22 protein-coding genes and 1 pseudogene are annotated in these 21,623 nt (G+C 54.2%); 9 read left to right on the forward strand and 14 right to left on the reverse strand.

From position 1 onward, the window contains the following. Positions 1-87: 87 nt before the first annotated feature. Complete coding sequence (locus tag QNN86_RS03120) at positions 88-1,014, reverse strand: LysR family transcriptional regulator (RefSeq protein WP_181617536.1); 927 nt, start codon at positions 1,012-1,014, stop codon at positions 88-90. Between the two features lie 89 nt (positions 1,015-1,103). Between QNN86_RS03120 and QNN86_RS03125 the strand changes: the two genes are divergently transcribed. After that, positions 1,104-2,102, forward strand: a complete 999-nt coding sequence (locus tag QNN86_RS03125) for a bile acid:sodium symporter family protein (protein WP_137361919.1) — start codon at positions 1,104-1,106, stop codon at positions 2,100-2,102. On the opposite strand, the gene QNN86_RS03130 is transcribed toward QNN86_RS03125, so the two are convergent. The 3 genes from QNN86_RS03130 to zipA all read right to left on the reverse strand — a co-directional run bounded on the left by QNN86_RS03130 (position 2,099) and on the right by zipA (position 5,392). Continuing rightward, on the reverse strand, positions 2,099-2,317 hold the full coding sequence (locus QNN86_RS03130) for a DUF3820 family protein (RefSeq protein ID WP_045445890.1): 219 nt from the start codon (positions 2,315-2,317) through the stop codon (positions 2,099-2,101). The two genes, QNN86_RS03125 and QNN86_RS03130, sit on opposite strands and share 4 nt — an antisense overlap. A 1-nt stretch (position 2,318) precedes the next feature. Further along, positions 2,319-4,334 (reverse strand): NAD-dependent DNA ligase LigA, encoded by a 2,016-nt coding sequence (gene ligA, locus QNN86_RS03135; protein WP_414210611.1) that lies wholly within the window; start codon positions 4,332-4,334, stop codon positions 2,319-2,321. 71 nt (positions 4,335-4,405) lie between these two features. Beyond that, entirely contained in the window at positions 4,406-5,392 is a 987-nt protein-coding gene (gene zipA, locus QNN86_RS03140) for a cell division protein ZipA (protein WP_414210612.1), read from the reverse strand. A 230-nt stretch (positions 5,393-5,622) separates the two neighbouring features. Here zipA and cysZ point away from each other — a divergent pair, with 230 nt between their 5' ends. The 6 genes and pseudogenes from cysZ to QNN86_RS03170 all read left to right on the forward strand — a co-directional run. Continuing rightward, positions 5,623-6,384, forward strand: coding sequence for a sulfate transporter CysZ (gene cysZ / locus QNN86_RS03145; protein ID WP_414210613.1), 762 nt, complete (start codon positions 5,623-5,625; stop codon positions 6,382-6,384). A gap of 163 nt (positions 6,385-6,547) precedes the next feature. Next, entirely contained in the window at positions 6,548-7,519 is a 972-nt protein-coding gene (gene cysK, locus QNN86_RS03150; RefSeq protein ID WP_135911646.1) for a cysteine synthase A, read from the forward strand. A 383-nt stretch (positions 7,520-7,902) separates the two neighbouring features. Further along, a complete protein-coding gene (gene ptsH, locus QNN86_RS03155) occupies positions 7,903-8,160 on the forward strand; it encodes a phosphocarrier protein Hpr (protein ID WP_002913505.1) in 258 nt (85 codons plus the stop codon). 45 nt (positions 8,161-8,205) lie between these two features. Next, a complete protein-coding gene (gene ptsI, locus QNN86_RS03160) occupies positions 8,206-9,933 on the forward strand; it encodes a phosphoenolpyruvate-protein phosphotransferase PtsI (protein ID WP_414210614.1) in 1,728 nt (575 codons plus the stop codon). 40 nt (positions 9,934-9,973) lie between these two features. Continuing rightward, the gene (crr, locus tag QNN86_RS03165; protein WP_049841435.1) at positions 9,974-10,483 is read left to right on the forward strand and encodes a PTS glucose transporter subunit IIA; all 510 of its coding nucleotides are present in this window, start codon (positions 9,974-9,976) and stop codon (positions 10,481-10,483) included. 55 nt (positions 10,484-10,538) lie between these two features. Continuing rightward, positions 10,539-10,619: pseudogene (locus QNN86_RS03170) on the forward strand (hypothetical protein); the annotation flags it as partial. A gap of 1 nt (position 10,620) precedes the next feature. On the opposite strand, the gene QNN86_RS03175 reads toward QNN86_RS03170, so the two are convergent. Together QNN86_RS03175 and pdxK are read right to left on the reverse strand one after the other, a co-directional pair. After that, positions 10,621-10,860, reverse strand: coding sequence for a cytoplasmic protein (locus tag QNN86_RS03175; RefSeq protein ID WP_096756253.1), 240 nt, complete (start codon positions 10,858-10,860; stop codon positions 10,621-10,623). Next, complete coding sequence (pdxK, locus tag QNN86_RS03180; protein ID WP_414210615.1) at positions 10,857-11,723, reverse strand: pyridoxine/pyridoxal/pyridoxamine kinase; 867 nt, start codon at positions 11,721-11,723, stop codon at positions 10,857-10,859. Before pdxK ends, QNN86_RS03175 begins: the two co-directional genes overlap by 4 nt. Positions 11,724-11,805: 82 nt before the next feature. On the opposite strand from pdxK, the gene ptsJ reads away from it, so the two are divergent. Together ptsJ and QNN86_RS03190 are read left to right on the forward strand one after the other, a co-directional pair. Next, complete coding sequence (gene ptsJ, locus QNN86_RS03185; protein ID WP_414210616.1) at positions 11,806-13,098, forward strand: transcriptional regulator PtsJ; 1,293 nt, start codon at positions 11,806-11,808, stop codon at positions 13,096-13,098. Positions 13,099-13,110: 12 nt separating this feature from the next. After that, positions 13,111-13,827, forward strand: a complete 717-nt coding sequence (locus tag QNN86_RS03190; RefSeq protein ID WP_414210617.1) for a type 1 glutamine amidotransferase — start codon at positions 13,111-13,113, stop codon at positions 13,825-13,827. A 91-nt stretch (positions 13,828-13,918) separates the two neighbouring features. On the opposite strand, the gene cysM is transcribed toward QNN86_RS03190, so the two are convergent. The 8 genes from cysM to QNN86_RS03230 form a co-directional block, all read right to left on the reverse strand. Beyond that, positions 13,919-14,830, reverse strand: coding sequence for a cysteine synthase CysM (gene cysM / locus QNN86_RS03195; RefSeq protein ID WP_115257828.1), 912 nt, complete (start codon positions 14,828-14,830; stop codon positions 13,919-13,921). 118 nt (positions 14,831-14,948) lie between these two features. Further along, the gene (gene cysA / locus QNN86_RS03200) at positions 14,949-16,046 is read right to left on the reverse strand and encodes a sulfate/thiosulfate ABC transporter ATP-binding protein CysA (RefSeq protein ID WP_181617544.1); all 1,098 of its coding nucleotides are present in this window, start codon (positions 16,044-16,046) and stop codon (positions 14,949-14,951) included. Continuing rightward, complete coding sequence (cysW, locus tag QNN86_RS03205; protein WP_115257826.1) at positions 16,036-16,911, reverse strand: sulfate/thiosulfate ABC transporter permease CysW; 876 nt, start codon at positions 16,909-16,911, stop codon at positions 16,036-16,038. Before cysW ends, cysA begins: the two co-directional genes overlap by 11 nt. After that, on the reverse strand, positions 16,911-17,744 hold the full coding sequence (cysT, locus tag QNN86_RS03210; RefSeq protein WP_096756246.1) for a sulfate/thiosulfate ABC transporter permease CysT: 834 nt from the start codon (positions 17,742-17,744) through the stop codon (positions 16,911-16,913). The genes cysW and cysT overlap by 1 nt, the downstream gene beginning before the upstream one ends. Further along, positions 17,745-18,758: a thiosulfate/sulfate ABC transporter substrate-binding protein CysP gene (gene cysP / locus QNN86_RS03215; RefSeq protein ID WP_181617546.1), complete on the reverse strand. Its 1,014-nt coding sequence runs from the start codon at positions 18,756-18,758 to the stop codon at positions 17,745-17,747. A 303-nt stretch (positions 18,759-19,061) separates the two neighbouring features. Then, positions 19,062-19,853, reverse strand: coding sequence for an SDR family oxidoreductase UcpA (ucpA, locus tag QNN86_RS03220; protein WP_096756244.1), 792 nt, complete (start codon positions 19,851-19,853; stop codon positions 19,062-19,064). A 197-nt stretch (positions 19,854-20,050) separates the two neighbouring features. Further along, entirely contained in the window at positions 20,051-20,950 is a 900-nt protein-coding gene (gene yfeX / locus QNN86_RS03225) for a porphyrinogen peroxidase (protein ID WP_096756243.1), read from the reverse strand. A gap of 93 nt (positions 20,951-21,043) precedes the next feature. Continuing rightward, complete coding sequence (locus QNN86_RS03230; protein ID WP_414210618.1) at positions 21,044-21,619, reverse strand: RpoE-regulated lipoprotein; 576 nt, start codon at positions 21,617-21,619, stop codon at positions 21,044-21,046. Between the last annotated feature and the right edge of the window lie 4 nt (positions 21,620-21,623).

Consider the following 21,623-nt stretch of genomic DNA (forward strand, 5'->3'; position numbering starts at 1 on the left):
CGGCTCCAGGTAAAAGCATCAAAGCAAAGGATCGGTTCAGCGATGCGGTAAGCAAACTTATCGGCATAACCAACACTCGCCATGTCATCAAAGCTGATACAGCGGATCGCGCGCACGACCGGCGGTTAATTCACTGGCCTGCGTACGCACTACGTCCCACAATGCCTGAGCGGCGGTCGATAAAGAGCGATTTTTACGTCTCGCCAGCATCAGCTGCCGTTCAACTACCGGCGTCAGGCGTTTAACCTGCAAATGGCTGCCCTGCGGCAGAGGGAGCGCCAACGCGGGCAGTATGCTGATACCAATTCCCGCTTCGACCATCGGAAAGAGCGTTGCCGGGTGGCCTATCTCCTGCACAATGTTGGCATCAATGGAGAAATGGGTCAGCGCCGCATCAATCAGCGGTCGACTCCCGGAGGCATAATCCTGCAACACCAGGCGTTCGTGCTGGAGATCCTGCCAGTTAACCCACTCCCGATCGGCTAAATGATGATCTTCGCGACACAGCAGCAGGAAGGGTTCCGACAGCACCGCTTCGCACTGCAGGTCCGTTACCGCGCCGGGATCGATAACGATGCCGAAATCCACTTCCCCCTGACGAATGCTTTCCAGCACCCACTGCTGCGGCCTGTCGTGCAGGACAAAATCGATCGCCGGATAAAGCACATTGCTTTGGGCAATACACTGGGGGATAAGATGGGCGGAGATGGTCTGGCTGGCCGCTACACGAACCGTACCGGTGAGCTGCGTGCCGACCTGCCCGGCTTCGCGCAGCGTGCTGTGCAGCTCATCGAGGATGCGCTCAAGGCGTGCTGCCAGCTGTTGTCCGGCGTCGGTCAGGACCACTTCTCTCGTGGTCCTGTCCAACAGGCGCACGCCCGTCTGCCCTTCCAGCTCTTTTACGCTGTGGCTCACCGCCGACTGGCTTAAGCCGATGATATCCCCCGCCCGACTAAAGCTTTTAGCCTGAGCGACGGTGACAAAGACACGCAGTTGACGCAGAGAGTAATTCATCGATTTCATTCATATATGGATGCAATAAATCAATTTTATTTCTCAAACGGAAAAACGCAAACTAGAACGACCGAATTCCAGGAGCTTTTATGAAACTTTTTCGTATCCTCGATCCGTTCACCCTCACGCTGATTACCGTCGTGTTACTGGCCTCTTTTTTCCCCGCTGAGGGCGGATTTGTCCCTTTCTTTGAAGGGTTAACCACCGCAGCGATTGCCCTGTTGTTTTTTATGCACGGGGCCAAACTCTCACGAGAAGCCATTATTGCCGGCGGTAGCCACTGGCGGTTGCATCTGTGGGTGATGTGCAGCACCTTTGTCGTCTTCCCGGTGCTGGGCGTGCTGTTTGCCTGGTGGGCACCGGTAAACGTCGATCCGATGCTGTACACGGGTTTCCTGTATCTGTGCATTTTGCCTGCCACAGTGCAGTCGGCTATCGCCTTCACCTCGCTGGCCGGTGGTAACGTGGCCGCCGCCGTGTGCTCCGCCTCCGCCTCCAGCCTGCTGGGTATTTTTCTCTCCCCTCTGTTGGTCGGTCTGGTAATGAATATGCATGGCGCAGAAGGCAGCCTTGAGCAGGTAGGTAAAATCATGCTGCAGCTGCTGCTGCCGTTCGTGCTGGGGCATCTTTCACGCCCGTGGATTGGTAACTGGGTGTCACAACATAAAAAATGGATCGCTAAAACGGACCAGTCTTCGATTCTGCTGGTGGTTTATTCTGCCTTCAGCGAAGCCGTGGTGAATGGGATCTGGCACAAAGTCGGGGTAGGTTCACTGTTGTTTATCGTGGTAGTCAGCGTCGTACTGCTGGCTATTGTGATCGGGATAAATGTCTTTGTGGCACGTAAATGCGGTTTCAATAAGGCCGATGAAATCACCATTGTATTCTGCGGGTCGAAAAAGAGCCTGGCGAACGGGATCCCCATGGCAAACATTCTGTTCCCGACGTCGGTGATCGGCATGATGGTGCTGCCGTTGATGATATTCCATCAAATCCAGCTGATGGTCTGCGCGGTGCTGGCTCGTCGCTATAAGCGACAAACTGACGCCTTGCAGGCGCAGCAGGAAGGCCGCGCCGCAAAGGCTTAAAGCGGACGTTTCAGGGGCTGCACCAGCTGCGTCAGCCCCTCAGTTTTAATCAGCAACGTAATTTGCATCAGCTCGCCCAGTTTACCCGGTGGAAATTCATCCTTACGGGCAAACCACAGCAGATACTCTTCCGGCACATCAATCAACCGACGCCCTTTGTATTTGCCAAAGGGCATGACGGTATTAGCGATGTCAATCAGTTGCTCTTTTTCCATCTCAGGCGCCCAGTAAGCGGATCATCTCCGCTTCATCAATCACAGCGATACCCAGCTCCTGTGCTTTGGCAAGCTTGGAGCCTGCGGCTTCACCGGCAATCACCAGATCGGTTTTCTTCGACACGCTGCCCGCCACTTTCGCCCCCAGTTCGGTCAACCGGGCTTTGGCGTCATCGCGCGACATCTGGCTCAGGCTACCCGTCAGTACCACCGTTTTCCCGGCAAACGGGCTGTCGATCTCTTCGGCGTTGATGACCACCGGCGCAGGCCAGTGAATGCCCTGTGCCAGCAGTTGCCCAATGACCTCACGGTTGCTCTCTTCGGCAAAGAAGTTAAACACGTGAGTGGCCACCACAATGCCGACGTCAGGGACTTTTTGCAGCTCCTCAATGGACGCCGCTTCCAGCGCATCCAGCGTACCGAAATAGCTTGCCAGACCTGCGGCCGTGGCTTCGCCCACCTCGCGGATACCCAGCGCATAGAGAAAGCGGGCAAACGTGGTTTGTTTGGCTTTTTCCAGCGCATTGACCACGTTTTGTGCCGACTTCGGCCCCATGCGATCCAGCCCCGTCAACTTACCGGCCGTTAACTGGAACAGATCGGCTGGCGTATGGACATACTCTTTCTCGACCAGCTGATCGATAATCTTATCGCCCATGCCGTCCACATCCAGCGCCCGACGCGAAACAAAATGCTTGAGGGATTCTTTTCGCTGTGCACCGCAAATGAGACCACCGGTGCAGCGGGTAACGACTTCACCTTCCACACGCTCAACGTCAGAACCACACACCGGGCAATGGGTTGGGAAGACGATTTCACGCGTCTCTTCGGGGCGCTCGGCAAGTACCACGTTCACCACCTGCGGGATCACATCACCCGCGCGGCGAATCACCACCTTGTCACCAATGCGCAAACCCAGACGATCGATTTCATCGGCGTTGTGCAGCGTAGCGTTACTGACCAGCACCCCCGCCACCTGTACTGGCTCGAGACGTGCAACGGGCGTAATCGCCCCGGTACGTCCGACCTGAAACTCGACGTCGCGAACAAAGGTCATCTGTTCCTGCGCCGGGAACTTAAACGCCACCGCCCAACGTGGTGCGCGGGCCACAAAGCCCAGTTGCTCCTGCAGCGCCAGCGAGTTGACCTTAATCACCACGCCGTCAATGTCGAAGCCGAGCGTTGGTCGGTCTGCTTCAACCTGATGATAGTAAGCAAGTACTTCCTCCGGAGAGTCGCACAACGTGACTCTGTCGCTGACCGGAAGTCCCCACGCTTTGAATTGCAGCAAACGGCCCAAATGGGTATCCGGCAGTTCCCCCCCTTCCAGCACGCCGACGCCATAGCAGAAGAAAGTCAGCGGTCGCTTCGCCGTGATACGCGGATCGAGCTGGCGTAATGAACCTGCTGCTGCGTTACGTGGGTTAGCAAACACTTTATTGCCGGTACGACGCGCGTCTTCATTGATTTTTTCAAAACCCGCCTGCGGCAAAAAAACTTCGCCACGTACTTCCAGACGCGTTGGAATATTGTCGCCGCGCAGCTTGAGCGGGATCGCGCGAATGGTACGCACATTCGAGGTAATGTCCTCACCGGTCGTGCCATCACCGCGCGTTGCCGCGCTGACCAGCACGCCGTTTTCATACAGAATGCTTACCGCCAGACCGTCCAGCTTCAGTTCACAGCACCAGGTCAGCTTATCCGTACTCTTCAGTCGGTCCTGTACGCGTTTATTGAACGCGAGAAAACTCTCTTCATCAAATACATTGTCCAGCGACAACATCGGCACTTCATGACGTATCTGACTGAAGGACGCCAGCGGAGCCGCACCGACCCGTTGCGTCGGCGAGTCGGGCGTAATCAGTTCCGGGTGCTGCGCTTCCTGTTCACGCAGTTCGCGCATCAGGCGATCATATTCCGCATCGGGGATCTCCGGTGCGTCCATCACGTGGTAGAGATACTCATGATGGCGAAGCGTGGTTCGCAGTTCTGTCAGTTGTTGTTCGATTGATTCCATATCGCACCATCAATGATAAAAAACCCCCGACAGGCGGGGGTTCAGAAAGGAGATGTCACGCCAGAGGGCAATCAGGCGTGAGATTCTATAACGTCGCGGATGCGGTCCTGATACTCGCGCAGTTTCTGCGGCGTCATCATGCGACGTTGATCGTCGAGCACCACACCACCGACTTCATCGGCGATGTGCTGCGCAGACTGCAGCATCAGCTTAAAGTTTTGCAGCTCGTCCCCGTAGGACGGCACCTGCATAAAGATAGTCACGCCAGGCGTAGTGAAATCGCCGGTCATCTCAGGGTCAAACGTCCCTGGATTCACCATATTAGCCAGACTGAACAGCGACGGGCCGCTGCCATCCGGGCTCAGATGACGATGGAAAATATTCATGTCGCCAAATTTAAAGCCCGCCTGCTGAATGCTGTTGAGCAGCACTTCACCATTGAGTTCGCTGCCATGATGGGCCGCCACGTTCATAATAATGACCGTTTCTTTAGGCTGCGGTTTTTCCGCAACGGGCGTTGGCTCAACGACCGGCTCTGGCTGCGGTTGCTCGACGACAGGCTCGGCTGGCTGGAAGGTCTGCGGTGCTGGCTGTGGCGCATGCTGTACCTGCGGCGCGACAGGCTGATGTTGCATCGGCTGCTGTGGTACTGGCTGATGCTGCATCGGCTGCTGCGGTTGTACAGGCTGCTGCACAGGCTGAACATGCGGCGGCGGTACCGGCGCTTCAGCGGGCTGCTGCGCGGGTTGACGCGGCTGAGCAGACGCATAAGGCGGCTGGTACTGGTGTTGCGGCGACTGAGGAGGAACACCATGTTCCTGACCGCTGCCGGGAGCATGATTCACACGATGTACGCGGACTTCGCCCACGCCTTCGTCTTCCTCGACGTTATCGTCGATAGAATCCTCGTCATCACGTTTAGACTTCATGCGTTTCAGTGGGCGATCGCGGAATATAGAAGACCGTTCTTTACGGCTAGTCCAGAAACCATGTACCAGTAAAGCGATTATGGCGATCGCGCCAACAATGATTAATATCAGACGCAAATCCTGCATCATTATATTCTCTGTTGTTCTAACACCTTGCCACCACGGCAAACATTTACTCACTAAGAGTATTTGCCGATTACGTCTAGTGCAAGTGTACTCTTGGCTTTCACAGCATAAAGATGAATAAAATCGTGCTTTTTGCTGTTTTTTCGAACATTTCTGAACAGCCTAACGCTCAACAACCCGGTAATATACGCGAAGTTGACCTGGACTTAGACCACAAGGAGCATGTCCCGACTATGGTTTCATCATCTGCAAGTGTACCACGCAGCGGTTTTTATTATTTTTCTCAGGGATGGAAGCTCATCAGCCAACCGGGGATCCGTCGCTTTGTTCTCCTGCCGTTGCTGGTGAACATTTTGCTGATGGGGGGTGCGTTTTGGTGGTTATTTAGCCAACTGGATAGCTGGATACCCGCTCTAATGAGTCATGTTCCGGACTGGCTACAGTGGCTCAGTTATTTGCTGTGGCCCATTGTGACATTCTCCGTACTGCTGGTATTTGGCTATTTTTTCTCCACGCTTGCCAACTGGATCGCAGCACCGTTTAACGGCTTACTGGCTGAACAACTGGAAGCGCGACTGACCGGCGCAACGCCACCCGACACCGGCGTGCTCGGTATTATGAAAGATGTTCCGCGTATTATGAAACGTGAATGGCAAAAGCTGGCCTGGTACCTTCCGCGCGCTGTCGTACTGCTGCTGCTCTATTTTATCCCCGGCATTGGGCAGACCGTCGCCCCAGTACTGTGGTTCCTGTTCAGCGCGTGGATGCTGTCTATCCAGTATTGCGATTACCCGTTTGATAATCACAAGGTGCCGTTTAAAGAGATGCGCGCCGCCCTGCGCACGCGCAAAGTCACCAATATGCAGTTTGGCGCGCTGACCAGCCTGTTCACCCTGATCCCGGTGCTCAACATGTTTATCATGCCGGTTGCCGTTTGCGGTGCCACCGCGATGTGGGTAGATTGCTATCGTGCTAAGCACGCGTTATGGAAGTAATGCAAAAATGTGTAAATGCGGGCCGTCTTATGCCCGCTCTTATTCCATACTGCAAGGCATTATTTCTCATCAGCATATAGATATGCGATTTCCTTACTTCCCCATACTTTCTCAACAGGTATGCTGATGCGGTATCCCAATTTCATACAGTTAAGGACAGGCCATGAGTAAGATTTTTGAAGACAACTCGCTGACTATCGGTCATACGCCGCTGGTTCGACTGAACCGTATCGGTAACGGACGCATTCTGGCGAAGGTAGAATCACGCAACCCGAGCTTTAGCGTCAAATGCCGTATCGGTGCCAATATGATTTGGGATGCCGAAAAACGTGGTGTGCTGAAGCCGGGTATTGAACTGGTTGAACCGACCAGCGGTAACACCGGTATTGCCCTGGCCTACGTTGCTGCCGCACGCGGTTACAAGCTGACCCTGACGATGCCGGAAACGATGAGCATTGAGCGTCGTAAGCTGCTGAAAGCGCTGGGTGCAAATCTGGTGCTAACTGAAGGCGCAAAAGGCATGAAGGGCGCGATTCAGAAAGCAGAAGAAATTGTTGCCAGCAATCCGGAAAAATTCCTGCTGCTTCAGCAATTCAGTAACCCGGCTAACCCGGAAATTCACGAAAAAACCACCGGCCCGGAAATCTGGGAAGACACCGATGGTCAGGTGGATGTGTTTATCTCCGGCGTTGGCACCGGCGGTACGCTGACCGGCGTTTCCCGTTATATCAAAGGGACCAAAGGCAAAACGGATTTGATCACCGTTGCCGTAGAACCGACAGATTCTCCGGTCATCGCTCAGGCGCTGGCGGGTGAAGAACTCAAGCCCGGCCCACATAAAATTCAGGGCATTGGCGCTGGTTTCATTCCGGGCAACCTTGATCTGAAACTGATTGATAAAGTGGTCGCCATCACTAACGACGAGGCTATCTCTACCGCGCGTCGCTTGATGGAAGAAGAAGGTATTCTGGCAGGTATCTCTTCAGGAGCCGCGGTTGCTGCCGCGCTTAAACTCCAGGAAGATGAAACCTTTACCAATAAGAATATAGTGGTTATTCTACCGTCATCGGGTGAGCGTTATCTGAGCACTGCACTGTTTGCCGATCTCTTTACTGAGAAAGAACTGCAACAGTAATGCCAGCATGTTAAAAACGCGTAAAAAAGCACCCTTTTGGGTGCTTTTTTGTGGCCTGCTTCAAAGTTTCGCCCCACCTGGCATTGATTCAACCCGCCGGAACTGGTATTTAACCAAACTAATTATTTTGATGCGCGAAATTAATCGTTACAGGAAAAGCGCGAGCTGAATCGATTTAATGATTTGGTTCAATTCTTCCTTTCGCGGCATAATGTTTAATGACGAAAGAAACGTCAGTGGCAAGAAGTTGCCCGCAACGGATTGCACCGAACTCCTTTTGTGTCGCGACCTGTTTAGGTCGACGCTAACAATACAGGCTAAAGTTGAGCCGCCAGGCTAGACTTTAGTTCCACAACACTAAACCTATAAGTTGGGGAAATATAATGTTCCAGCAAGAAGTTACCATTACCGCTCCGAACGGTCTGCATACTCGCCCTGCTGCTCAGTTCGTTAAAGAAGCAAAAGGCTTTACGTCTGAAATTACTGTGACTTCCAACGGCAAAAGCGCTAGCGCCAAAAGCCTGTTTAAACTGCAGACTCTGGGCCTGACTCAGGGCACCGTTGTTACCCTTTCCGCAGAAGGCGAAGACGAGCAGAAAGCAGTTGAGCATCTGGTTAAACTGATGGCTGAACTCGAGTAAGTTCAACGAGTTCTTTTCAATATCAGTCACAAGTAAGGTAGGGTTATGATTTCAGGCATTTTAGCATCCCCGGGTATCGCTTTCGGCAAAGCACTGCTGCTGAAAGAAGACGAAATCGTCATTGACCGGAAAAAAATTTCTGCCGACAAGGTTGATCAGGAAGTTGAACGTTTTCTGAGCGGTCGTGCCAAGGCATCTGCGCAACTGGAAGCGATCAAAACCAAAGCTGGTGAAACGTTCGGTGAAGAAAAAGAAGCCATCTTTGAAGGGCATATCATGCTGCTCGAAGATGAGGAGCTGGAGCAGGAAATCATAGCCCTGATTAAAGATAAGCACATGACAGCTGACGCAGCTGCACATGAAATTATCGAAGGTCAGGCCACCGCTCTGGAAGAGCTGGATGATGAATACCTGAAAGAACGTGCGGCTGACGTACGTGACATCGGTAAACGCCTGCTGCGTAACATCCTGGGTCTGGCAATTATTGACCTGAGCGCTATTCAGGACGAAGTTATCCTGGTTGCCGCCGATCTGACACCGTCAGAAACCGCACAGCTGAACCTGAATAAGGTGCTGGGTTTCATCACTGACGCGGGTGGACGTACTTCCCATACCTCAATCATGGCGCGTTCTCTGGAACTGCCTGCCATCGTCGGTACCGGTAGCGTCACCTCTCAGGTGAAAAACGACGACTATCTGATTCTGGATGCTGTAAACAATCTGGTTTACGTCAATCCAACCAACGACGTTATTGATCAACTGCGTGCCGTTCAGGAGCAGGTTGCTACCGAGAAAGCGGAACTCGCTAAGCTGAAAGATCTGCCAGCCATCACGCTGGACGGTCATCAGGTTGAGGTTTGCGCCAACATCGGTACCGTGCGTGACGTTGAAGGCGCTGAGCGTAATGGCGCTGAAGGCGTGGGTCTGTATCGTACCGAATTCCTGTTCATGGACCGTGACTCGCTGCCAACTGAAGAAGAACAGTTTGCGGCGTATAAAGCCGTTGCTGAAGCCTGTGGCTCGCAGGCGGTCATCGTGCGTACCATGGACATTGGCGGCGATAAAGAGCTGCCGTACATGAACTTCCCGAAAGAAGAAAACCCATTCCTGGGCTGGCGTGCTATTCGTATCGCATTGGACCGTAAAGAGATCCTGCGTGACCAGATTCGCGCCATCCTGCGTGCCTCTGCTTTCGGCAAACTGCGCATCATGTTCCCGATGATCATCTCTGTTGAAGAAGTACGCGCACTGCGCAAAGAGATCGAAATCTACAAACAGGAACTGCGTGACGAAGGCAAAGCATTTGACGAAACCATTGAGATTGGCGTGATGGTGGAAACACCGGCAGCGGCAACCATTGCACGTCACTTAGCCAAGGAAGTTGACTTCTTTAGTATCGGCACCAATGATTTAACGCAGTACACCCTGGCAGTTGACCGTGGTAATGATATGATTTCCCACCTTTACCAACCGATGTCGCCATCTGTTCTGACGCTGATCAAGCAAGTTATTGATGCTTCTCATGCTGAAGGCAAATGGACCGGCATGTGTGGTGAGCTTGCAGGCGACGAACGTGCTACACTTCTGTTGCTGGGGATGGGTCTGGACGAATTCTCTATGAGCGCCATTTCTATCCCGCGCATTAAGAAGATTATCCGTAACACGAACTTCGAAGATGCGAAGGTGTTAGCAGAGCAGGCTCTTGCTCAACCGACAACGGACGAGTTAATGACGCTGGTTAACAAGTTCATTGAAGAAAAAACAATCTGCTAATCCACGAGATGCGGCCCAATTTACTGCTTAGGAGAAGATCATGGGTTTGTTCGATAAACTGAAATCTCTGGTTTCTGATGATAAGAAAGACACCGGAACTATTGAGATTATAGCTCCGCTCTCTGGCGAGATCGTCAACATCGAAGACGTGCCGGATGTAGTTTTTGCTGAAAAAATCGTTGGCGATGGCATCGCTATCAAACCAACCGGTAACAAAATGGTTGCCCCTGTAGACGGCACCATCGGCAAAATCTTTGAAACCAACCATGCGTTCTCTATCGAATCTGATAGCGGCATTGAGCTGTTCGTTCACTTCGGTATTGATACCGTTGAACTGAAAGGCGAAGGCTTCAAGCGTATCGCTGAAGAAGGTCAACGCGTTAAAGTGGGCGACCCGGTTATTGAATTCGATCTGGCACTGCTGGAAGAAAAAGCCAAGTCTACCCTGACGCCGGTTGTTATCTCCAACATGGACGAAATCAAAGAACTGATCAAACTGTCCGGTAGCGTGACCGTGGGCGAAACCCCGGTTATCCGCATCAAGAAGTAATTCTGCGTAGGCCGGATAAGGCGTTTACGCTGCCATCCGGCAATCAGGCAGCACTTTGCCGGGTGGCGCTGCGCTTATCCGGCCTACAAAGAACTTGCACCGTAGGCCGGATAAGGCGTTCACGCCGCCATCCGGCATTAAATCTGCGAGGTCATCGGGCGGTAACACGCTTCGCGCATCAAAATTTTCATCCCTTCAGGCCCGCTTTCCAGCATCCGTCTCTCTGAATCCGCCACCAGCAGCTCACAGTCATACCCGCCGGCGATACCAAACATCGCGCGCGCGACGCAGATATCTTCCAGCGCCTCGGTGCCGCTGGTATCGAAATGTCCCACTAAACGTCCATGCTGGCGAACCACCAACCGATAACTCTTCATCGCGCCTCCCCTGCCGGTGGCAGAATTAACTCATCACACCCGCACTGGTGGGTCCAGGTCATCACTTCCAGCACGCGCTGTGCAGCATCATGCGTGGCGGCGGTGAGCGTTTTTCCTGCAACGATACCGCTTATCAGTTCAGCGCAAAACAGATCGCCGGTTCCCTTGAGGTCCGTTTTCACCCGCGGGTGGGCTAATACCTCAACCGTTTCAGCCGTCACCACTGCCACGTTGATAACCTTCTCGATATCACCCGGCGCACTGGTGATTACCACCCATTTCAGCGTATCGGTAAGCAGAGATTTCGCCGCCAGAATCGCCTCATCGAGCGTGCGACACAGTTTTCCACTCAGCATTTGCAGTTCAAATACGTTCGGCGTCACGCCCTGTGCCAGCGGAAGCAGGTGCGTGCGGTACGCCTCCGGAATCTCGGCCTTCACGTACATTCCGCTGTCGATATCACCCATCACCGGATCGACCAGAATACACAACTCTGGATGCGCAGCGCGAACGGTTTCCAGCCACCGTGCGAGCAGCGCTATCTGCTCTGCGCTGCCCATATAGCCGGTCGTCACCGCCTTGAGTTCGCGCAAGGTATCACGCTCATGTAGAGCGGTGAGATAACCGTTAAACCAGTCGCTGGGGATAATCCCGCCGTAAAAGGTTTCATAATGAGGGGTATTACTGAACAGCACCGTCGGTACCGCCGTCACCCGTAACCCATGCGCTTTAATGGCCGGCACGGCAATACTGTTGCCTACGCTGCCGTACACCACCTGTGACTGGACGGCGACGATATCGGTTTGTAACGCCCGATGCTTGTCGTCGAAGAGCACTGACTGTATTTCACTCTCCTGCTCCATAAACCTCTCCTCTCGCTGGACAGCGGGCTGATGCCTCACTATTATCGTCATATGCTAAAATTCATTTTGTCATAGGTCAATAATGATCGACGGAAAAACCGCTAACGAAATTTTTGACAGTATTCGTCAACATATCACTACAGGTGCACTTGTCGCAGGAGACACGCTGCCGCCGGTCAGGGATCTGGCAACGGTATTAAACGTTAATCGCAATACTGTCGCAGCGGCCTATAAACGCCTGGTCACTACCGGACTGGCACTTAGCCAGGGACGTAACGGTACGGTTATCAAGGGCGTATCCTCACCCGTCGCGCTGGAAGGGGGTAATCCGGATACACCGCTGACCGACCTTTCCGGCGGCAATCCTGCCCCCTCGCGCCTCCCCGACCTGAGTCGTTATTTCGCGAAAATAAATAAGCATCCCCGCCTGTATGGCGATGCGGCCGTCTCCCCTGGCCTGAAGGCGTGGGCGACGCAATGGATGCAGGATGTCCTGCCCGGCCCTGGTGAAATTGACATTACCAGCGGCGCCATTGATGCCATCGAACGACTACTGTGCGCCCATTTGCTGCCGGGTGATAGCGTCGCCGTCGAAGATCCCTGTTTTTTAAGCAGCATCAATATGCTGCGTTATGCCGGGTACTCAGCAAGCCCGGTCAGCGTGGACAGCGAAGGCATGCAGCCAGACATGCTGGAGCTGGCGCTACAGAAAGGAGCTCGGGCGGTGATCATCACCCCGCGCGCGCACAATCCAACCGGCTGTAGCCTCAGTGCTCTTCGCGCCGCCCAGTTGCAGGAGATCCTGTCGCGCTACCCGCAAACGCTGGTGATTATCGACGATCACTTTGCCCTGCTGTCCGCATCCCCGTTGTATCCGGTGATTGCGCCGCAGACAAAACACTGGGCAGTCATCCGTTCGATGTCAAAAACATTAGGCCCGGATCTACGCCTCGCCATCGTTGCCAGCGATCCCGAAACCTCGGCAAAACTGCGTCTGCGGCTCAACGCCGGCAGTCAGTGGGTCAGCCACCTGTTGCAGGATTTGGCCTGCGCCTGTCTGAGTGATGAGAACTATCAGCACGCGCTGGTGCAGACCCAGCAGTTTTACGCCGCTCAGCAACAAAAGCTGAGCCAGTCCCTTCAGCAACAGGGTATTGAACTTGCCGCTGGCGATGGTCTGAATCTGTGGCTGCCGCTACAGACCCACAGCCAGTCGCTCGCTTTCGCGCTGGCGAAAGCCGGCTGGCTGGTACGAGAAGGCGAAGTATTTGGCATCAATGCGCCGTCACACGGCCTGCGCATTACGCTGTCAACATTAGACGACCACGACATTACCAGGCTGGCGGCTGATATTCATCAGGCGCTGAAGCGCTAACCGGAGAAATACATGCGAGTTCATTTTGTTATTCATGAGTCATTTGAATCTGCTGGCGCCTATCTGCCATGGGCCGAAGAACGCGGTTACGCCATCAGCTGGTCGCGCGTTTACGCCGGAGAGTCCGTTCCCGCCAGTACCGATGGTTTCGATATGCTGGTGGTATTCGGTGGCCCGCAATCACCGCGTACCACGCTGGCAGAGTGCCCATATTTTGATGCCCAGGCTGAACAGCATCTGATCAACCAGGCGATTGCGGCACGTAAGATTGTGGTCGGTATTTGTCTCGGTTCGCAGCTGATCGGTGAGGCTCTGGGGGCAAGGGTGTGTCAAAGCCCGGAAAAAGAGATTGGTCATTACCCCATTACGTTGACCGACGCAGGTAAAACGCATCCGCTGATCGCCCACTTCGGTTCACCGCTGATGGTCGGGCACTGGCATAACGATATGCCGGGGTTAACCGATCAGGCCACGGTTCTTGCCACCAGCGAGGGTTGCCCACGACAAATTGTGCAGTACGGTAATTTTGTCTATGGTTTCCAGTGCCATATGGAATTCACTGCCGAAGCGGTTGAAGGACTGATCCAGCACTCAGAGCAGGAACTGGCGGATGCCAAAGGTAAACCGTTTATTCGATCCGTTACAGAAATGCGTGCATGGAACTACCAGCAGATGAACGAGAAGTTGTGGCAGTTCCTTGATCTGCTGGTAGAAAAACGTAACGATTGAACATTGCAGGCCGGATAACACGCTTTACGACATCATCCGGCGATCGTATCGTATGTTTGCCTGATGGCGCTACGCTTATCAGGCCTACAAATTAGATCCCTAATCCCTGGTTGAAATGCTCTTCACCGAACACGCCGGTCGAGAGATAGCGATCGCCGCGATCGCAAACGATCGCCACCACAACCGCACCAGGGTTTTGCTCTGCTATACGGCGCGCACCGGCTACCGCGCCGCCGGAACTCACACCACAAAAAATACCCTCGCGAACCGCCAGCTCACGCATGGTTTTCTCAGCGTCGTCCTGATGAATATCCAGTACTTCATCCACCAGCGAAGCGTTAAAAATCCCCGGCATATATTCCGCGGGCCAGCGACGTATCCCCGGAATACTGCTGCCCTCTTCCGGTTGTAATCCGACGATGGTCACGGGTTTGTCCTGCTCGCGTAGAAAACGTGACACACCGGTAATGGTGCCGGTGGTGCCCATACTGGAAACGAAATGAGTGATACGGCCTGACGTTTGCTGCCAGATCTCCGGCCCGGTGGTGGTGTAATGCGCATACGGATTATCAGGGTTGTTAAACTGATCGAGTAGCGTGCCCTCACCGCGCTGAGCCATCTCCAGGGCTAAGTCGCGCGCCCCTTCCATGCCCTGCTCTTTGCTAACCAGAATCAGCTCAGCACCGTAGGCGCGCATCGCGGCACGACGCTCCTGACTCATGTTGTCCGGCATCAACAGCTTCATACGATAGCCTTTCAGCGCAGCAATCATCGCCAGCGCGATCCCGGTATTGCCGCTGGTCGCCTCGATCAGCACATCACCAGGCTTAATTTCTCCACGTTTTTCCGCTTCGACAATCATTGACAGCGCGGCGCGGTCTTTCACCGACCCTGCCGGGTTATTGCCTTCCAGCTTGACCCAAATTTCACTGCCGTTATCCGGCGCCAGACGTTGCAGTTTTACCAGAGGCGTATTGCCAATTGTTTGTTCTAATGTGTTCACGTTTTCTGCTCAATAAAATGCCGGGTGGCGCTGCGCTTACCCGGCCTACAGGTCATGATTTAGCCCGTAGGCCCGGTAAGCGTAGCGCCACCGGGCGATAACTATGCGAATTAACCTATCAGGCGGATTGTGCCAGAGCAAGCTCGGCTTCACGCGTTTCAATACGCTGTTCACCGTTATACAGACGCGCATTTTGCAGTCCCACAAACAGACGCTCGCCGCGGCTTGGGGGGTTATCGCCCTGCATCACCACCGTCAGCGGCTCGTTATACCACCCCAGTGGCTGGACAACTAATTGGGTGTAGTGACCTTTTGGACTGGCTTCCAGCACCTGTACCGGCAGCGGCGAATCGAGGCTGGTACGACGGCTCACATCGACTTCCCACGGGCGCAGGAACAGATCGACCGGTCCCTGATACGCGGGCGTATATCCCAGCGGCCAGCGATGCGCGCCAACGTGGAACTGCCCACCGCGCACGGTGCCCTGCAGACGGTTTACTTCGCCCATAAACTCCAGCACAAAGCGGGTGGCCGGTTCACGCCATACCTGATCCGGCGCATCGGCCTGCTCGATATGGCCCTGGCTCATCACCACCACGCGGTCCGCCACTTCCGTCGCCTCTTCCTGATCGTGGGTGACGAACACGCTGGTGAATTTCAGTTCTTCATGCAACTGACGCAGCCAACGACGCAATTCTTTACGCACCTGGGCATCCAGCGCGCCAAATGGTTCATCGAGCAGCAGGATCTGCGGCTCTACCGCCAGCGCACGCGCCAGCGCCACGCGCTGCTTTTGACCACCGGAAAGCTGCGCCGGGAAGCGTTCTGCCAGATGGGCCAACTGTACCATTTCCAGCAGTTTGGTGACTTTTGCTTTGATCGCCGCCGCATTCGGACGCTCGCGACGTGGTAGTACCGTCAGACCAAAGGCGATATTGTCGAAGACGGTCATATGCCGGAACAGCGCGTAATGCTGGAATACAAACCCCACCTTACGCTCGCGGGCGTGCAGACGACTGACGTCCGTACCGTGAAAGCGAATATGCCCGCTGGACTGATGCTCCAGCCCGGCAATAATACGCAGCAGCGTGGTTTTGCCTGAACCGGACGGCCCCAGCAGCGCGACCATCTGACCTGAAGGAATATCCAGTGAGATATCGTTCAGCACCTGGGTGCGACCAAAAGACTTCTTAATATTGGCAATCTCAATGCTCATGATTTTCCTCCTGCTGCGCGCGTTTTTCCTGGTTCTCCAGACGCCATTGCAACATGCTCTTCAAAAACAGGGTAACAATCGCCATCAGCGTTAATAACGCCGCAGCGGTAAAGGAGCCGACGGTGTTGTAGTCCTGCTCCAGTAATTCAATCTGCAGAGGCAGCGACAGGGTTTCGCCGCGAATCGAGCCGGACACCACCGATACCGCGCCAAACTCGCCAATCGCGCGGGCGTTGGTCAGCACCACGCCGTAGAGCAGCGCCCAGCGAATGTTTGGCAAGGTCACGCGGCGGAACATCTGCCAGCCGGATGCGCCAAGTAAAATAGCCGCCTCATCTTCATTGCTGCCCTGGCTCAACATCACCGGCACCAGCTCACGCACCACAAACGGACAGGTGACGAAGACCGTGACCAGCACCATTCCCGGCCAGGCGAACATCACCTGTAGGTTGTGCTCATCCAGCCAGCCGCCGAGCGGGCCGTTGGAACCGTAGAACAGCAGATAGACCAGACCGGCGACCACTGGCGACACGGCAAACGGGATATCCAGCAACGTCAGCAGCAACTGGCGACCGGGGAAGTTAAAGCGCGTGACCAGCCACGCCAGCAGCACGCCAAACACCAGGTTCACCGGTACCGCGATCAGCGCAATCAGCACCGTTAGCCAAATGGCGTGCAGCATGTCCGGGTCGGCCAGGTTCTGTAATACCGGCATTAATCCCTTGCTGAACGCCTGCACGAAGATATAAATCATCGGCACCAGCAAAATGAACGCGGAGACCAGCATACCCGTGCCGATCAGAAACCATTTCCCCCAGTTGATGCGGGGCGCGCCATAGCGTTTCAATTGGGTAATCTCTGCCATCAGTGACCTACCACGCGTCGACCAAAGCGACTCTGCAGGGTGTTAATCGAAAACAGCAGCAACAGCGATGCCCCGAGGATCACCGACGCAATCGCGCTGGCGGCGGGATAGTCAAACTCCTGCAAGCGGACAAAAATCATCAGCGAAGTGACTTCCGTTTTCCAGGCGATGTTCCCGGCGATGAAGATAACCGCACCAAATTCCCCTAGGCTGCGGGTGAACGAGAGTGCGATCCCGGCAACCAGCGCCGGAGATAATTCCGGCAGCACCACTTTACGAAAGCTCTGCAAGCGCGTGGCGCCGAGCGTTTCCGCCGCTTCTTCATACTCCGGGCCTAACTCTTCCAGCACCGGCTGTACGGTACGCACTACGAACGGAATGCTGGTGAACGCCATGGCGACCGCAATACCGAGCCAGGTGTAGGTTACTTTAATATCCAGCTTCGCCAGCCACTCGCCGTAAAAACCGTTAACCGAAAACAGCGAGGCCAGCGTCAGGCCCGCCACCGCCGTAGGCAGCGCAAATGGCAGATCCATTAACGCATCCAGCAGCGTGCGACCTGGAAAGCGATAGCGGGTTAAGATCCACGCCATCAGCAGGCCGAACACGCCGTTAAAGATCGAGGCCACAAACGCGGACAGCAGCGTTACCTTATAGGCTGCCACCACCTGCGGATTGGTAATCACTTCCCAGTATTGCGCCCAGCTCATTTGCGCCAGTTGCATCACCAGCGCACTGAGCGGCAGCAGCAATATCAGGCAGACAAACAGTAAGCTGGTGCCCAGGCTTAAGGTAAAGCCGGGCAGCACGCGTCGGGAGGAAACAGCAAACATTTACTTACGCCCCGCCGCCAACAGTTTGTCCAGCTCACCGCCGCTGACAAAGTGCGTTTTCATCACCTCAGGCCACGCGCCAAACTGGTCTTCCACACGGAACAGCTCGGTCTGCGGGAATTTGTCTTTCAGCTTGTCCATCACCTGCGGGTTATTCACACGATAATAGTAATCCGTGATGATGGTCTGCGCCTGCGGGCTGTACAGCCAGTTCAGGTAGGCTTTCGCCGCTTTCTCGGTGCCGTTGGCCTGCACGTTTTTATCGACCCACGCCACCGGGAACTCGGCGAGGATATTAGTCTTAGGAATAACCACCTCGAAGCCCTGCGCCTCATACTGCTTACGAATGTTATTCACTTCTGATTCGAAGCTGATCAGCACATCGCCCAGCCCGCGTTCCGCAAAGGTGGTGGTGGCACCGCGACCGCCGGTATCAAACACTTCAACGTTTTTCAGGAACTGGGTCATGAACTGTTCGGTTTTAGCTTTATCGCCACCGTCCGCTTTTGCCGCCGCCCCCCACGCCGCCAGATAGGTATAGCGCGCGTTACCGGAGGTTTTCGGGTTTGGGAAGATCAGTTTGACGTCAGAACGCACCAGATCATTCCAGTCATGGATGTTTTTCGGGTTCCCTTTACGCACCAGGAAGCCCATTGTGGAATAGAACGGCGAGCTGTTATTCGGCAGACGGCTTTGCCAGTCAGCGGGGAGAAGCTTGCCTTTGTCATGCAGAATCTGCACGTCAGTGACCTGGTTATAGGTAACGACGTCGGCTTTCAGCCCCTGCAGAATCGCCAGCGCCTGTTTTGATGACCCGGCATGAGATTGTTTAATCGTCAGCTTGTCACCGCCGTTATCCTGCGCCCATTGCTGTTCAAACGACGGGTTAAGGGCGGCAAACAGCTCACGAGACACATCATAGGAACTGTTCAGCAGTTCCGTTGCCTGCGCCTGACCGACCAGCAGTAGCGCCGCCAGCGTCAGGGTTCTTTTTTTCAGTAAGTTAACGGCCATTGCGCACCCTTATAAATTTAATGACTTTCTTATGGCCATCATATTTATAACGGGAGTAAAAGGAGTAACGGTTTTATATACCGTTTGATGATTTGAAAGTTGAAAAGAGAATAAGAGCTTATCCCAGTAGGTGTAATTGTTGCAGGCAGTTTGGACACGGACAGCGCGGAAAAACCGGAGCGTACACGAAGTACGTGAGGATTTTGAGCACTGCCCGGGGTCAAACTGGCAAATAAAATAGCCTAATGGGATAGCTCTAAGGGGTAACTCCTCCCCTATTCCTGGGGAGGAGACAGGCATCACTCAGACGCCAACGCTAACGCTTTCTGGCAGGGTACTGCCGCCATCGATCACGTTCTGCGTACCGGTTAAGTAGCTTGACTCATCAGACGCCAGGAACGCCGCCAGTTCACCAACCTCAAGCGGACACGCCAGGCGACGCAGCGGAATGGCTTTTGCCATTTCAGTCAACACTGATTCCGGATCGTCCGGGTTAGACTGACGCGCGATGTTTTCCGCCATTGGCGTGCGGACATAGCCGGGGCAAATCGCATTAACGCGGATGCCGGATTGCGCGTATTCCACCGCCAGCGATTTGGTTAAGCCGATAATCGCGGCTTTTGACAGTGCATAGGCCGTTTCACCCGGATCGGCAACCATATCGCCGGTGACGGATGACATCATCACGATGCGCCCATCCTTGCGAGCAACCATCTCCGGCAGAACAGCTTTCGTCACGTTCCAGACACCTTTGATGTTGATATCAATATGGAAGTCGCGATCTTCATCGCTCATTTCAAGGAAGCTGCCGAGGCGGCATACGCCTGCGTTGTTGACCAGAATATCGATTTTGCCCTCAATGTTCTTCGCGCGTTTTACCGCCGCCGTGACAGAAGCAAAATCTCTGACGTCCGCATGAACTGCCGTACAACGGTGACCGCGTCCAACAAGCTCATCCGCCAGTTTTTCAATCTCATCGGAGATATCCAGCAAGATCAGGTTCGCACCGTGTCGGGCAAATGTTCTGGCGATCCCTTCGCCAATACCCTGAGATGCGCCCGTAATCAATGCTGTTTTGCCCGTGAGTTTTCCCATTTCAATATTCTCCTTTTGAATATGAAGCATCCGCTTCATTCACGCAGAAGATACAGCATTAACAAATCAGTGCTGCGAAATGGCTCACTAAATCAGGTTAATTTCAGGTAAAAAAATCCCCGACAGTGCGGGGAGATGTATTTTACGCCAGAGTGTAGGCCGGAGAAGGCGTTATGCCACCATCCGGCAACTCACTCTCACAGCGCCATTAAGCGGTCCAGCGATGGCGCAAAATAATAGCCGCCGGTCACCGGCTTGGTGAAGCGCAGCATGGCGTCACGTTTACCGTCGGTGTCGCCGAACATGCTCAGCAGTTGCTGCTCAATATTGTGCAGGCGCGCACAGTAAGCGCAGAAGTACAGACCGTGCGTACCGCTGGCGGTACCGTATGGCAGGCTCTGACGAACAATTTTCAGCCCTTTACCGTCTTCTTTCAAATCCACGCGGCTCAGGTGAGAGGTGGCCGGGCGATCGTCGCCGTCGATCTCTTCGTTGGCTTCTTTGGTACGACCAATCATCATTTCCTGATCGTGGATGCTCATGCGGTTCAGCTGCTTCAGGTTATGCTCCCAGCGCTGCACGAACACATAGCTACCACCCGCATCCACGCCATCTTTGATAACCGCAACGTCACGACGCGTCTCTTCCCCGGCCGGGTTTTCCGTGCCATCAACGAAACCGCTCAGATCACGCTCTTCGACCCAACGGAAACCGTGGATCTCTTCTTTCACGTCGATGCAATCACCAAAGGCGTCCATGGCCGCCTGCGCCACGGAGAAATTCACGTCATGACGCAGAGAAAGAATGTGGATCAGCACGTCATACTGCGTTGCCGGGGCCAGACCTTTACCGTAAGGGATAAAGTCCTTTAACTCTTCAGCCCCTACGCCACCGCTCAGCGTGCGCCAGGTTTTGTTACCGAAAGCCACAACCGCGCCCAGATGGGCATCCGGGAATTTTGCTTCAAAGGTCGCCAACTTATCAGCAAACGTTTTGCTGGCAGCGCGCAAAGCCTCAACGTCGCCTTTTACATTGGCTTCAATCCAAATCGCCGCACGGCAATGTTCTGGCAAAATGCCACTCTGAACCTGAGACATTGTTCCTCCTGAAAAAAAGATGCCACGACCTCGTGGCATTGATGGGCGTTATTCTACCTGTTTTTTTAGTCTGTCGATTTGTTCAGACGCAAATTAACGCCGCCAGATAATTTTGCTCACTTTCCAGTCTTTCAGCGTATCGTCAGACGGCATTATGCCTTCAGGCCCGCTCCACTCACCGGAAAAAATGTAGCTAATATGCTGACTTCCCTCAGCTTTACACTCAACACCTGCGCTGTCATCGCCGGTTGCTTTCTGGCAATTACCGAACGCTTTGGTGTAAAGGTCACTAAACGGTGTACCGATTTCTGCACCGGACGCTGACTCAATATCGCCGTCCAGTACATCAATACGGCTGATGGTCCCCCCATCGCCATTGATCACCATCGCCAGCTTGTCATCTTTCATTACTTCAAAAAAGCGCACCACATTGCCGTTATCGGTTTTCATCCCGCTACGCAGGCGATAATCTCCGTCCAGCGCATCGGCAATGGCTTTCTCATCCAGCGGCGTCGCAGCAGTGAGTTGTCCCACTCCCTGCTCGGAGACTTCCGTCGAAGAACCAAACCAGTTCCACGGATTTGCGGCGGACCAGTTCACCGACGAGAGCGTCGAGCAGCCGGTCAATACCAGCGGCATCGCGCATAACATCAAACGCAGCGATTTCATCTCA

The sequence above is a fragment of the Citrobacter sp. C348 genome, assembly GCF_047467975.1.
GTDB classification, from domain to species: domain Bacteria; phylum Pseudomonadota; class Gammaproteobacteria; order Enterobacterales; family Enterobacteriaceae; genus Citrobacter; species Citrobacter gillenii.